We start from the raw sequence: 13305 nt of genomic DNA on the forward strand, positions 1-13305 counted from the left end.
GGCAGTCAACCCGGCACAGGAGTGCGGTGTCGCGCACCTGCCGTCTGCGCGGATATGACGGGTTTCGGGTTCGACACGCTCGCCCTGCTGGCCGTCGTCGGTCTGGCCGGACCGCTGTTGGCAGCGCTGCCCCGGCTGCGGATCCCCGTCATCATCGGTGAGATCGCCGCGGGGCTGCTGATCGGCAGAACCGGCCTCGGGCTCGTCGACCCCACCGACCCCACGTTCGCGCTGCTCGCCAGCATCGGGTTCGCATTGGTGATGTTCGTCGTCGGAACTCACGTGCCGATCCGCGACAGCACCCTGCGGTCGGCGATCCCGGTCGCGCTGATCCGGGCCGTCCTGGTGGGGGCGGTCGCGGCCGCCCTCGGCGCCGCCCTGGCGGGCTTCTTCGGCACCGGCCACGCCGCCCTCTACGCGGTGCTGATGGCGTCGTCCTCGGCGGCGCTCGCCCTTCCCGTCATCGACCAGTTGGGCCTGAACGGACCCCCTGTGCTGGCGGTGACTGCCCAGATCGCGATCGCCGACACGGCCTCGATCATCCTGTTGCCGTTGGTGATCGAACCGCAGCAGGCGCCGCGGACCGCCCTGGGGGCACTGGCGGTGGCCGGCTGCGCCATCGTCGTGTTCGTCGCGCTGCGGGCCGTCGACCGCCGCCGCGTGCGCAAGCGGGTGCACCGGTACTCCCAGCGGAACCGGCTCGCGCTGGAGCTGCGGGTGAGCCTGATCCTGCTGTTCGCGCTGTGCGCGCTTGCCGTCGGTGCGCGGGTGTCGATCATGCTGGCGGGGTTCGCGCTCGGCCTTGTCGTCGCCGCGGTGGGCGAGCCACGCCGGCTGGCGCGCCAGCTGTTCGGCATCACGGAGGGCTTTTTCGGGCCGCTGTTCTTCGTCTGGCTGGGAGCCTCGCTGCAGGTCCGCGAACTCGGTGCTCGCCCGGGCTTCATCGTGCTCGGAGTGGGGCTCGGCGCAGGTGCACTGCTGGCCCACGCCGCCGGGCGCCTGACGGGTCAGCCCACCGCATTGGCGGTGCTCTCCGCGGCGCAGCTGGGTGTGCCCGTTGCGGCTGCGACGCTGGGGACCGAGCAGCATCTGCTGGCCCCCGGTGAGGCCGCGGCGCTCATGCTGGGTGCGTTGGTGACGGTGGCGTCCACCTCGGTTGCCGCGGCCCTGGCGGCTCGGCGTCAGCGCGCCGCCGACCCGACGGCCTCCGGGTAGGCCGCCGCGCGGTGCGTGTTGGGGCTGACGCCGTACGCCCGCTTGAATGCGCTGCTCAACGCGAACGGGGTGCTGTAACCGACCCGCCTGGCGATGGCTGCGACGGTGTCCGGGGTGGAGCGCAGCAGATCCGCGGCCAGCGCGAGCCGCCACGCCGTCAGGAAGGCGATCGGCGGCTCACCGACCTGTTCGGTGAACCTGCGGGCGAACATGGCGCGTGAACAGTCCACCGCGGCAGCGAGATTGGCCACGGTCCAGGGGTGCGCCGGGTGGCGGTAGATCAGTTTGAGTGCGGGGCCCACGATCGGGTCGCGCTCGGCGTGCCACCAGGTGGGCGCGTTGGCGTCGCGGTCGAACCAGGTGCGCAGCACCGCGATCAGCAGCAGGTCGAGCAGCCGGTCCAGGTAGGCCTCCTGGCCGGGTCCGTCGAAGCCCGCCTCGGCGGCCAGCAGATCGACCAGTGTGCCGTCCCACGCGCCTGCCCGTAACACCAGCACCGCGGGCAGTGCGTCGAGTAGCCGGCCGCTGACTTCGCTGCGGCCCTCGTAGGCGCACACCACCGACATCGTCGAGCCGTCGGGGCTGGTGCCCCACGTCCGCACGCCGAGCGACATCTCGAAGCGCAGGTCATCTCCGGACAACGTGGTGCAGCGCTGGCCCGGATGGATCACCACCGTCGGCGCGGTGTCGGGATTGTCGGCGAACACGTAGTGCTCGGTGCCCCGGGTCAGCGCGACGTCGCCGGGGCCGAGCCGAAAGGTCCCCGCAGTGTCGCCCACGATCACCGCCTCACCCCTGGTCTGGCAGATCAGGGTCAGCGGCGCCTCGTCGCGGATGCTTATCGACCAGGGCGGGTCCAGCACCATGCGAAGGACGAACGCGCCCCGGGCGCGCACCCCTTCGAGCAGCCCGGCGACGGCGTCCATGACCCCAGCGTAGACGTTTGAGTATGCAGAGAGGACTCTCAGCGATGGATCGTCTCACGTCGCCGCGGTTGACTGGCCGTCATGAGCATCAGTCCAACCGTCGTCCTGACCGCGTCGGCGGCCGTCGGCAGCGCCGCCGCCGGTGGCCTGTTCTACGCGTTCTCCACTTTCGTCATGCGCGGCCTGGACCGCACCGAGCCCGCCGAGGCCATCACCGCGATGCGCGGCATCAACGCCGAGGCGCAGGCGAACGCGCCGTTCCTTGCGTTCTTCCTCGGCTCGACGCTGCTGGCGCTGGCCGTAGGTGTGGTGGCGGTCGGCCGGCTCGGTCAGCCCGGCGGCTGGCTGTTGTTCGCCGGGGCCGTAGTCGGGCTGCTCGCATTCGTCGTGACGATCGCGTTCAACGTGCCGCTCAACAATCGTCTCGACGGCGTGGACCCGGCCACGCTGTCGGCGGCCGAAGCGGCGCACGAATGGCGGACCTACCTCTCGGCGTGGACCGCGTGGAACCACGTCCGCACGGTTACCGGGGTGGCAGCCGCCGCGCTCATGTTGTCGGGCCTGGCCGCTTCGTCGTGAGTCAGCCGGGCGGTGACAGCGAGATCAACGTTTTGCAGGGCTCTACTCGGCGATTGCCTGCAGAAGGTTGATTTCGGGGCGCACGCTGGCGAACGCTGTCGGACCGACCGGATGTGCCTAGCCCGGCGGTGTGAAGCCACCGGGCGGCGGCGCAAGCGGTGGCGGTGGCGCGGGCGGTGGCGGTGGCGGATAGGGCATGGGGGGATAGTGCGGACCCGACGGGTACGGTTGCGGTCCGCCGAACCCGGCGGGGGCCTGAAGCCGTGCCAGTTCCCTGCGGTGGCGTTCGGCGAGCACCGCCGCCAGCACGTACTGCGGTGGCGCACCGGGCGGGGGTGGAGGGGAGACGCGCGACGCCACGTCCGCGGCGATCCGGTAGGCCATCTCGTCGCGCACACGCGGATCCAACTGCGGTGCGCGGGAGAGGAACTGGCGAGCAACCTCGGCCTGCTCGGGAGACAGCCCGGACAGCTGCAGCGACGACGCCCACCACGCCAGCCCCGGTGGCATCGTCGGCGGCGCCGACAGCTTCGGCGTGCGTTCGCTGATCACCAACGTTCCCGCGAACACGTCGCCGATCCGCTTACCCTTCGGCGAGACCATGCTGCAGATCACCGCGGGCCCGCCGAAGAACATCCAGAGCTCCACGAATCCGGCCAGTGCGCGAAACACCGCCTGGCGCAGGCGTTCCGGGCCACCGTCGTCGGACACCACCCGCAGCCCCACCGCCATCTTCCCCAGCGACCTGCCGCGTGTCGCCGTCTCCAGGGCAATCGGATAACCGACCAGCGCCAGCACGGTGAAGATGATCAGCACCGCCCCGGACAGCGCAGAGTCGAACTGCGTCAGGGTGGTCGCCCACAGGATCACACCGATCAGGTAGAGGATGAGCACGACGACGACGTCGATCAACGCAGACAGCGCGCGCACCGGCAACTGGGCGATCTGGACATCGAGGATCACGGCGTCCCCGGTGACCACGGGCTCGGGCTGCGCGACCATGCCCGACACGCTACTGAAATCCTCCGCCGGTAGCTGGCGCCGGGAGTGCCGGGGCCGGTGCTGGCTAGGATCTACGGGGTGGATGTCGACGCCTTCGTGCTGGCGCACCGGGCGACCTGGGACAGGCTCGATGCGCTCGTCAAACGGCGCAGGCGGCTGACCGGCGCGGAGGTGGACGAACTCGTCGACCTCTATCAGCGGGTCTCCACCCATCTGTCGATCGTGCGTACGTCCTGCACCGATGCCGTGCTGATAGGCCGGCTGTCGGGCCTGGTCGCGCGGGCCCGCTCGGTGGTGACGGGTGCGCACGCACCGCTGTGGAGTGAGCTCATCCGATTCTGGACGGTCTCCTTCCCGGTGGTCGCGTGGCGGTCGAGGCGGTGGTGGCTGGGCTCGGCGATCGCGTTCTTCGCCGTGACCGCGCTCATCGCGGTGTGGGTGGCAGGCAACCCCGAAGTGCAGGCCGCGATCGGAACCCCGAGCGAGATCGACGAACTGGTCAATCACGACTTCGCGTCCTACTACAGCGAGCATCCGGCTGCGTCGTTCGGACTCCAGGTGTGGGTGAACAACGCCTGGGTTGCCGCGCAGTGCATCGCATTCGCCGTCCTGCTGGGTTTGCCCATCCCGTATGTGCTGTTCCAGAACGCAGCCAATCTCGGCCTGACCGCGGGGCTGATGTTCGACGCGGGCAAGGGCGACATCTTCCTCGGGCTGATCACCCCGCACGGACTGCTCGAGCTGACGGCGGTGTTCCTGGCCGCCGCCGCGGGGATGCGGCTGGGCTGGATGGTGGTGTCCCCGGGCGACCGTCCGCGCGGGCAGGTGCTCGCCGAGCAGGGTAGGGCCGTGGTCTCGGTCGCGGGCGGGCTGGTCGCGGTGCTGCTCGTCTGCGGATTGATCGAGGCGGTGGTGACGCCGTCGACGCTGCCGACGGCGGCGCGGATCGGTATCGGCGTCGCCGCCGAAGTCGCGTTCCTGGCGTACGTGTTTCACTTCGGCCGAAAGGCCGAGCGGGCCGGGGAAACCGGCGATCTCGAGGACGCCCCCGACGTGGTGCCGACCGGCTGACCCGGGCTACAGCCGGCCGGTGGCCTTCATCGCCAGGTAGCGGTCGGCCAGCGCGGGCGCAAGGTTGTCGGGTGGGCTGTCCACCACCTCCACGCCGCTGCGGCGCAGCCGCGTCGCGATCGCGCTGCGGTCATTGCGGGCGCGTTCGGCGGCCGCCGCGTCGTAGACCTGCGCGGCGTCGGCTCGGCCGACGGCGAGGCGCTCCACCCGCGGATCGGTGGCCGCGGCCAGCACCACTTGATGTTTGCTCGTCAGCTGCGGCAGCACGGCCATCAGCCCCTCGTCCAGCGCGGTGGCGTTCAGATCGGTCAACAGCACCACCAGCGCGCGCCGCCGGACGCGGCGCTGGATCGCGGCCACCATGGCCGCCGCGTCGGATTCGACCAGTGCGGGTTGAAGCGGCGCCATCGCGTCGACCAGCCGGGCCAGCAGCTCGGTGCGGGATGCCCCGAACACCCCGGCCCGGCTGACCCGATCGTGGGCGAGGAAGTCGACGTGGTCTCCCGCGCGGGAGGCCAGCGCGGCCAGCAGCAGCGCGGCATCCATCGACCAGTCCAGCCGGGGCCAGCCGACGGGGTCGCTCGCGGTCGGGTCGACACCCACCCGCCCGGCCGAGGTGCGTCCGGTGTCCAGCACGATGACGACGCGCCGGTCGCGTTCGGGCCGCCAGGTCCGGACCACCACGTCGGCGCGCCGCGCGGTGGCACGCCAGTCGATGGAGCGCACGTCGTCACCACCCACATACTCACGTAGAGAGTCGAATTCGGTGCCCTGACCGCGAATGAGCACGGGGATCATGCCGTCGAGTTCACGCAGCCGCGCCAGCCGTGCGGGCAGATGCTTGCGGGACAGAAACGGAGGAAGGACCCGGATCCGCCACGGCGCGCGATGCGACCGCTGGCGCCCGGCAAGCCCCAACGGGCCCAGCGAACGCACCGTGACCAACGCGGAGTCCTGGTCGCCGCGCCGCTGCGGCCGCAGGTGGGTGACGATCCGAACGGATTGCCCCGCAGCCACATTCAGCGGCTGGGTGCGGGGCTGTGCGCGGGCGCTGGGTGGCCAGGCGTCGCGGATCTGACCCCGCAACCGCCGCCCGCCGGTGTTGGTGACCGCCAGCACCGCATCGACCGACTGCCCGAGCCTGGCGGCGGTGTCGCCGGAGCGGTCCAATCGCACCGCACGCGCGCTGCCCGCCAACGCGGCGTCGAGCGCCACCGACGCCGCCATCGCCACCAGCAGGATCACGAAAGCCCGTGCCGGCCAGGGGGAGAACGCGATGGGAAGGACGCCGAGCAGTGCGATCAGGCCGGCGCGGCCGGTCAGGACCACTAGCGCGGCACCGGAACGGTGGCCAAGATTCCCTCCAGCACGCCGTCAGCGTTCGCTCCTTCCAGCTCGGCCTCGGGGCGAAGCGCCACCCGGTGGCGCAGGGTCGGCCGCGCCATCGCCTTCACGTCGTCGGGCGTCACATAGCTGCGGCCCGACAGCCACGCCCACGACCGCGCGGTGGCCAGCAGCGCCGTCGCCCCCCGCGGGGAGGCACCGAGCTGCAACGACGGTGAGCGCCGGGTGGCCCCGACGATGTCGACGATGTAGCCGAGCACCTCGTCGGCAACCAGTACCCGTCGAACGGCGTCGCGTCCGGCGGCCAGCTCGGCGGGGCCCGCCACGGGCGCGACGGCGGACAGGTCGCGCGGGTCGAACCCGCGGGCGTGCCGGTCCAGGATCGCGATCTCCTGATCACGTTGTGGCAGAGGGACGTTGAGCTTGAGTAGGAATCGGTCGAGCTGCGCCTCGGGTAGCTGGTAGGTGCCCTCGTACTCGATCGGGTTCTGGGTAGCGGCCACGATGAACGGGTCGGGCAGGGGGCGGGGTGTGCCGTCGACGCTGACCTGGCGCTCCTCCATGGCCTCCAGCAGCGCGGCCTGGGTCTTCGGCGGGGTCCGGTTGATCTCGTCGGCGAGCAGCAGATTGGTGAACACCGGCCCGGCTCGGAACTCGAATTCCGCTGTGCGCGCGTCGTATACGAGTGAACCGGTGACATCGCCCGGCATCAGGTCGGGCGTGAACTGCACCCGCTTGAAGTCCAGTTGCAGCGCCGCGGCCATGGTGCGCACGAGTAGCGTCTTGGCGACGCCGGGCACGCCTTCGAGCAGCACATGGCCGCGGCACAGCAGTGCTATCACGAGCCCGCTGACCACGGCGTCCTGTCCGACGACCACCTTGGCGATCTCAGCGCGCAGCGCCAGCAAGGCATTTCGCGCGGAATCCGCTGTCGCCGGGTGCGCTGCGGTTGTCTGTGATGCCGGCTGAGTCACGACTGCGCGACCTGCCTTTCGATGTCGTCGAGTCGGTGGGCGAGGTGTACCAGGTCGGCGTCGGACTCGGGGGGCGGGCCGAACAGCGTGGCGGACAGCGCGGTGGGGTCCTGGCCGGTGCGTGCGGCGACGGCCTCGGCCACCGCGGCGGGCGAGGCGCCCGCACCGAGACCCAGGCGGGGCGCCAGCCGGTGCAGCGCCGCGGTGCGCAACGCATCGGCTGCGCGGTCGCGGGACCGCCGCGACCGATACAGCCTGCCCCGCCCCTCGACCGTTTCCGAAGCGCGCACCACCACCGGCAACCGCTCGGCGACCAGCGGGCCGATCCGGCGTGCCTTCCAGATCGCCAGCAGTGCGACGACCAGGCACAGCTGCCAAAGAATCCACCGGACGTGACCGGGTATCAGATCGGATACCGTTGCGCCGCCCGGCGATTGGCCCTCCATGCGCTGGGGCGCATACCAGATCACACGGGGCCGACCGCCTGCCAGGTTCATGGCGAGGGCGGCGTTGCCCCGCTTGAGCAGGCCGCCGTTCATCATGAACTCGGCGCTGCCGACCACGGTCGTCGTGCGGCCGGCGTCGATGTAGCGCACGACGGCACCGTCGTAGCAGCGCGTGAGGTCGATGTCGGTTGCCGCCTCGTAGGTGTCGCTGATGCCGAGCTGCACCTCGCCGGCGCGGATCGCTTCGGGCAGTTCACAATCCAGTCGCCCACCATACGAACTCACGCCGGCGAGGCGGATCTTCGGCGCCAGCGCCTCCCGGATCCGCGGCACCGGGTCGACGAGCAGCAGGTCGCCGGGCACCTCGTTGAGGCGACGCAGCTGATCGTCGTCGGCCAGGTAGAACGTCTGCGCGACCACGACCAGGGTGTCGGGGCGTGCGGCGCGTTCGACGTCGGCGACACCGTCGGCCACGGTCACCTCCACGCCGTGCTCGTGCAGCAGGGCGACCAGCGCATGGGCACCCTCCGGTGAGGTCGATGCGGGATCCATCCTGCCGCCGGGACGCGGTGCCGTCAGGTAGGTGGTCGCCGCGGCCACCAGGGTGATGGCGATCAGCGCGAGCACCACCGAGCGTCCGGTGCGCCAGCGCTGACGCGCCGCCGGCCGGGCCTGTGTCATCGGACTTCCGCCCAACCGCCGTGGCGTGCGGTCGGGGCGGCGCCGGTGGGTGTCGCCGCGGTGCGGAACCGCAGATGATCGTCGAGGTCGGCGACCATCCGGTAGCCGGCCTCGGTGCCCGGGCGCTCGCCGTAGGTGACGTCGTTGAACGCCTCGGCGCCCCGCAGCATCTCGGGGCGCAGGTGGGGCATGGCCTCTCCCGCGTCCCTGGCCAGTTCGGTCGCAGTCCGCCCGGGTACGGGCGCCAGCACGCCCGACTCCTCCAGCTGGCGGGCCACCGCTCTGAGCCGGTGGCGAATCGCCGCGGCCCAATTACCCACTGCGGCAAACTGTTCGGCGGTGGCACGGTGTTCGGCCGCGCTGAGCTCCGCACCGCCGAACAGCGAGACTTCGGCGCCACGGTCGGTGCGCATCGTGCGCCGGGCGATACGCACCGCCACCACGGCGGCCACCAGGACGAGGATCAGCAGCACGGTCAGGGTGAACCAGCCGCCGGGAATCCGCGAGCCCTCCGCGATAATCCGGTACAGCAGGTCATCGAACCACTCCGAAATCCGTTCGAACAGAGACGGTCCCGGGTAGATGGGTTTCGCGAGTTCGCGCTGGGCGGCGTCGTGGGCCGCGTCGCTGTCGATATCTATTGCCACGTCAGGGATGTCGGGTCAGCCACAGGTGATCGGTGGAATTCGGTGGCGCGTAAGCGCCGCCGGCCGCGCCGGTCCGCAACACCAGGTCGAACGCTTCAGCCCGGATCCGCCTGTCGGTGTACAGCAGTACGACGACCCCCGCGGTGAACGGCGCGGTGATGATTTGGCCGATCGCGCTGCCGATTGCCACGACGATCAACCCGGTCAGCACCAGGGCGGTCGAGGCGGCATCGATCAGCATCAGCTGACCGCCGATGCTGAACGGTACGGCGACGGCGGAGGCGATCACCGCCGCGACCAGCGCCCCGAGCAGACGGATGCCGAGCACCCGCCAGAAGTCGTTCTTCACCAGCGCGAAAGACCTTGCGATGGAAGGGAAGACGCCGAGGCGCTCGAGCACGATCAGTGGCGGGGTGAAACTCAGCATGGTGAGCAGGTACGCCAGCCCGGCGATCAGGCCGAGCACCACCGGAATGCCGACGATGACCGCCGCCACACCGTTGGCGGCCGCGGCGACCACGGCGATGACGAGGACGCCGACCACGATCAGCAGGATGACGCCGACGCCTTCGAGGATGGCGAACAGAATCAGCGTCAGCAGGCGGCCTTTGAGCCGCTGCCAGGCTTCCCCGATCGTGATCCCCGCCCCGAACACGGCGCGGCCGATCACGACGGTGAGCATGCCGCTGAGCAGGATCCCCGACAGCGCGGTGGCCAGCGCACCGGCGATACCGGAGGCCGATGACGCCAGAATCGCCTCGACCGAGGCGTCCTCGTCGACCCCGAGGGGGTTGAGCCGGCCGGTGAAGGCCAGCGGACCCACCTGCAGCAGCAGCGCGATGATCTGCGTCGCCACCACCACGACGGTGGTCAGGCCGAGCGTCGCCTTCGGGTTGGCCCTGATGTAGGCGAACGCGCCGTTGAAGATGTCGGACAACGTCAGCGGACGCAGCGGGATGACCCCGGGTTTGAGCGCGGGCGGTGTGAAGGGCGGGTAGCCGGGGTACGCCCCCGTGCCCGGATAGCCGGGCGGCGGATAGGCGTAGGGCTGACCGGGAAGGGGATAGCCCGGCGGGGGATATCCGCCGTAGCCCGGCGGCGCGTACCCGGGCGGGGGATAGGCCCCGTAACCCGGTGGCGGTCCGTAGTTCTGGTAGCCCGGGGCTGGATAGCCGGGTGGCGGCGGCCCCGGCGGCGGCGGGTTGGCCGAACCGAACCCGTCGGCGTCGTTGCTCATGGCCACCATCCTGTCGATCGCCGACAGAATTGACAACGTGGCATGCCCCGGTTGCTGAGCCCGGTGGCCGCGTTGGCTACCTTGGCGAGCTTGGCGCGCCTACCGGTGGCGGTGACCGAACGCCTACCGTTGCGGCATGCCGACTGAAATCACGGTGCGGGGGTCCTTCGCCGCGTTCCGGCCACCCGAACGCGGGACCGTGCACGCCACCATCTCCTACGAGGGGCCTGCGATGCCGCCGGTGTATGCCCGGGTCGCACGCGACCTGGAGGCGGTGAAGGCGTCCATCGAGCCGTTGCACGACGGCGCCCGCGGGCCCGTCACCTGGTGGTCTGCGCAGCAGCTGCACACCTGGTCGAATCGGCCGTGGAACAAGGACGGCAAACTGCTGCCGATGGTCCACCACGCCAGCGTCGGGGTCGAGGTGAAGTTCCTCGACTTCACCGCGCTGTCCCGCTGGGTCGCCGACCACATCAGCGGCACCGAGGGTTTCCGCGTATCCCGGGTGGAGTGGGCGCTGACGGTCAAGAACCGCGACGAACTTCGCAGGCAGGTGCGCACCGAGGCCGTCCTCGACGCCGCTACCCGCGCGCAGCAATACGCGGATGCGCTGGGCCTCGGCCAGATTCGTCCGGTGGCAGTCGCCGACGCGGGCATGCTCGGCAACGGTCTGCATCCCGATGGGGGCGGCCACGGGACGGCCTTCATGCGCGCCGCGGCGGCACCCGGCGGCGGTGCCGACGTCGAACTCGTCCCGCAGGACATCGAGGTGTCGGCCGCGATCGACGCCCGCTTCGTCGTTGGGGAGGCCTGAACTGTGGGGAGGCCTGAACTCGGTTCCATCCGGCGTAGCTTTGGAACATGGCGGAACTCAAAGACCGGCTGCGCACCGACCTGACGGCCGCGATGAAATCCCAGGACAAGCTGCGCACGGCCACGCTGCGGATGCTGCTCGCCGCGATCCAGACCGAGGAGGTCTCCGGCAAAGAGGCGCGTGAGCTGTCCGACGCGGACGTGATCAAGGTGCTGACCCGGGAGTGCCGGAAACGTTCCGAGTCGGCCGAGATCTACACACAGAACGGACGCGGTGAGCTCGCCGCCAACGAGCATGCCGAGGCACGTGTCATCGACGAGTACCTGCCGACCCCGCTGACCGATGCGGAGGTGGCCGACGTCGTGGACACCGCGATCGCGCAGGTGGCTGAGGAGATCGGGGAGCGGCCCACCCCGCGGCAGATGGGCCAGGTGATGAAGGCCGCGACCGCGATCGCCGCGGGCAAGGCCGACGGCGCGCGACTCTCAGCGGCGGTGCGGGAAAGGTTGTAGCCGCTGTTTTGCTGCCGGGGCGCCGGGTACCCGAAGCGTATGACCCGCTTCGGCTACACCCTGATGACCGAACAGAGCGGCCCCAAGGACCTGGTGCGCCACGCCGCGTGGGCCGAACGCGCCGGCTTCGACTTCGAGGTCTGTAGCGACCACTATTCGCCGTGGCTGGCGGCGCAGGGCCACGCGCCCCACGCGTGGACCACCCTGGGCGCCGTCGCGCACGTGACGGACAAGGTCGAGCTGTTCAGCTACGTGACGTGCCCGACCATGCGTTACCACCCGGCGATCGTCGCGCAGCAGGCCGCCACCCTGCAGCTCCTCGCCGACGGACGCTTCACCCTTGGGCTGGGCAGCGGCGAGAACCTCAACGAACACGTGGTCGGCGGGGGCTGGCCGACCGTCGGGCGCCGCCACGACATGCTGCGCGAGGCGATCCAGATCATCCGGGAACTGTTCACCGGGGAGATCGTCGACTGGCGGGGTGAGTACTTCACCGTCGATTCGGCCCGGCTGTGGGATGTGCCGGAGGTGCCGGTGGGCATCGCCGCCGCGGTATCCGGTGAACGCTCGGTGCGGACGTTCGCACCGCTGGCCGATCACCTGATCGCCGTCGAACCCGACAAGGAGCTGGTGGCGGCCTGGCACGACGCCCGTCGTGCGACCGGACTGCCGGGCGGGGTGCGGGTGATCGGGCAGATCCCCATCTGCTGGGATCCCGACCGGGACGCCGCCGTCGAGCGGGCCCATGAGCAGTTCCGGTGGTTCGCCGGTGGCTGGGCGGTCAACTCGGATCTGCCGACGACGGCGGGTTTCGCCGGTGCGACGCAGTTCGTACGGCCGGAGGACACCGCGGCCGCGATCCCGTGCGGTCCGGATCTCGACGCGATCGTCGAGGCGGTCAGCAGGTACTGGGCCGCCGGCTTCACCGATGTCGCGCTGGTTCAGGTCGGCGGCGACAGCCAGGACGCGTTCCTCAAGGAGGCGGCCGAACCTCTGCTCACGACGCTGCGTAGCGCCAGCAGTGGTGCGTCCTGAGCGCTAGGGCCGCCAGAGCGCCTCTTGTGCCATGCTGGCCACCAGCGAACCGGCCTCGTCGTAGAGCGATCCGACGACGAGCCCGCGGGCGTCGCCGTTGTTCACCCGGCGCACTTCGTACCGATGCCACTGGGCGGGCAGATACGGGCGGTGGAACCACACGGAGTGGTCGAGGCTGGCGGCAAAACCGAACGGTATGTCCAGTCGGGTGCCCGGTGGCCGCGCCGCCGGCACCGGCCCGAGATCGGACACGAACGCCAGTGTGCACGCCCGGATCAGCGGGTCGTCCTCGATCGGATCACGCGTCCTCACCCAGTACGGCGGCACCGCGAAATCGCCCGTGTCGTCGCCTGCCGCCGTGCGGATCTCGAACCGTTCGGCGACCTTGAACGCGGTGACTTTCGGGGCGGTGTCGGAGAATTCGAGCGACGGCGGATCCGACGGCTGCCAGTCCGCGGCCGGTTCGGGCCGGTGGAAGGACGCGATCATTTCCAGGATGGCGGCGTCGCCCTGCACGGCGGTCACCCGGCGGGTGTCGAAGGACCGGCCGTCCCGGGTGCGTTCGACCTGGAATTCGACTTCGGTGGCGAATCGTCCGGCGCGGATGAAGTAGGCGTGCAGCGATTGGGGGCGCTTGTCGGGGTCGACGGTGGCGCCCGCCGCGCCGAGCGCCTGCGCCGCGATCTGGCCGCCGAACAGCCGGTCGCGGTCTCCGCTGCCAGCGGCCTGGGCGGCGACGAACGTGTCACCGTGGCGCTCGAATGCCAGCAGGTCCGCCATCCAGCTGGCGTTGTCACAGTTGGCCGGGGTCATGGGCGCTCA

General features: G+C 70.7%; 14 protein-coding genes. 6 read left to right on the top strand and 8 right to left on the bottom strand.

Annotated features, from left to right (window positions below; genetic code table 11):
• The first annotated feature begins 54 nt into the window (after window positions 1-54).
• Window positions 55-1215: a cation:proton antiporter gene (locus ADBZ6K_RS04730; RefSeq protein WP_526344690.1), complete on the top strand. Its 1161-nt coding sequence runs from the start codon at window positions 55-57 to the stop codon at window positions 1213-1215.
• On the opposite strand, the gene ADBZ6K_RS04735 is transcribed toward ADBZ6K_RS04730, so the two are convergent.
• The gene (locus ADBZ6K_RS04735) at window positions 1182-2141 is read right to left on the bottom strand and encodes an AraC family transcriptional regulator (protein ID WP_526344691.1); all 960 of its coding nucleotides are present in this window, start codon (window positions 2139-2141) and stop codon (window positions 1182-1184) included. The genes ADBZ6K_RS04730 and ADBZ6K_RS04735 overlap by 34 nt on opposite strands.
• Before the next feature lie 81 nt (window positions 2142-2222).
• Between ADBZ6K_RS04735 and ADBZ6K_RS04740 the strand changes: the two genes are divergently transcribed.
• Window positions 2223-2720 carry an anthrone oxygenase family protein gene (locus ADBZ6K_RS04740; protein WP_526344692.1) on the top strand — a complete coding sequence of 166 codons (498 nt, stop codon included), beginning with the start codon at window positions 2223-2225 and terminating at the stop codon, window positions 2718-2720.
• A gap of 117 nt (window positions 2721-2837) precedes the next feature.
• Here the strand turns inward: ADBZ6K_RS04740 and ADBZ6K_RS04745 are convergent, their stop codons facing one another.
• Window positions 2838-3722, bottom strand: a complete 885-nt coding sequence (locus ADBZ6K_RS04745; RefSeq protein WP_526344693.1) for an RDD family protein — start codon at window positions 3720-3722, stop codon at window positions 2838-2840.
• Window positions 3723-3800: 78 nt separating this feature from the next.
• On the opposite strand from ADBZ6K_RS04745, the gene ADBZ6K_RS04750 reads away from it, so the two are divergent.
• A complete protein-coding gene (locus ADBZ6K_RS04750) occupies window positions 3801-4793 on the top strand; it encodes a stage II sporulation protein M (protein WP_526344694.1) in 993 nt (330 codons plus the stop codon).
• 6 nt (window positions 4794-4799) lie between these two features.
• Here the strand turns inward: ADBZ6K_RS04750 and ADBZ6K_RS04755 are convergent, their stop codons facing one another.
• The 5 genes from ADBZ6K_RS04755 to ADBZ6K_RS04775 are packed head-to-tail and all read right to left on the bottom strand — an operon-like array spanning window position 4800 to window position 10122.
• The gene (locus ADBZ6K_RS04755) at window positions 4800-6122 is read right to left on the bottom strand and encodes a DUF58 domain-containing protein (protein WP_526344695.1); all 1323 of its coding nucleotides are present in this window, start codon (window positions 6120-6122) and stop codon (window positions 4800-4802) included.
• Window positions 6122-7111 (bottom strand): AAA family ATPase, encoded by a 990-nt coding sequence (locus tag ADBZ6K_RS04760; RefSeq protein ID WP_526344696.1) that lies wholly within the window; start codon window positions 7109-7111, stop codon window positions 6122-6124. The genes ADBZ6K_RS04755 and ADBZ6K_RS04760 overlap by 1 nt, the downstream gene beginning before the upstream one ends.
• Window positions 7108-8238, bottom strand: coding sequence for a DUF4350 domain-containing protein (locus tag ADBZ6K_RS04765; protein ID WP_526344697.1), 1131 nt, complete (start codon window positions 8236-8238; stop codon window positions 7108-7110). The genes ADBZ6K_RS04760 and ADBZ6K_RS04765 overlap by 4 nt, the downstream gene beginning before the upstream one ends.
• Window positions 8235-8885, bottom strand: coding sequence for a DUF4129 domain-containing protein (locus ADBZ6K_RS04770; RefSeq protein WP_526344698.1), 651 nt, complete (start codon window positions 8883-8885; stop codon window positions 8235-8237). Before ADBZ6K_RS04770 ends, ADBZ6K_RS04765 begins: the two co-directional genes overlap by 4 nt.
• Window position 8886: 1 nt before the next feature.
• Window positions 8887-10122, bottom strand: a complete 1236-nt coding sequence (locus tag ADBZ6K_RS04775; protein ID WP_526344699.1) for a DUF7847 domain-containing protein — start codon at window positions 10120-10122, stop codon at window positions 8887-8889.
• 136 nt (window positions 10123-10258) lie between these two features.
• On the opposite strand from ADBZ6K_RS04775, the gene ADBZ6K_RS04780 reads away from it, so the two are divergent.
• The 3 genes from ADBZ6K_RS04780 to ADBZ6K_RS04790 are packed head-to-tail and all read left to right on the top strand — an operon-like array spanning window position 10259 to window position 12483.
• Window positions 10259-10936, top strand: a complete 678-nt coding sequence (locus tag ADBZ6K_RS04780) for an SIMPL domain-containing protein (protein ID WP_526344700.1) — start codon at window positions 10259-10261, stop codon at window positions 10934-10936.
• A 47-nt stretch (window positions 10937-10983) separates the two neighbouring features.
• Window positions 10984-11448: a GatB/YqeY domain-containing protein gene (locus tag ADBZ6K_RS04785; protein ID WP_526344701.1), complete on the top strand. Its 465-nt coding sequence runs from the start codon at window positions 10984-10986 to the stop codon at window positions 11446-11448.
• Between the two features lie 39 nt (window positions 11449-11487).
• Window positions 11488-12483: an LLM class F420-dependent oxidoreductase gene (locus ADBZ6K_RS04790; RefSeq protein ID WP_526344702.1), complete on the top strand. Its 996-nt coding sequence runs from the start codon at window positions 11488-11490 to the stop codon at window positions 12481-12483.
• 3 nt (window positions 12484-12486) lie between these two features.
• Here ADBZ6K_RS04790 and ADBZ6K_RS04795 read toward each other — a convergent pair whose 3' ends face one another.
• A complete protein-coding gene (locus tag ADBZ6K_RS04795; protein WP_526344703.1) occupies window positions 12487-13296 on the bottom strand; it encodes an acyl-CoA thioesterase in 810 nt (269 codons plus the stop codon).
• Window positions 13297-13305: the final 9 nt, after the last annotated feature.

It is taken from the genome of Mycobacterium sp., from assembly GCF_044223235.1.
In the GTDB taxonomy this organism is placed as follows: Bacteria; Actinomycetota; Actinomycetes; order Mycobacteriales; family Mycobacteriaceae; genus Mycobacterium.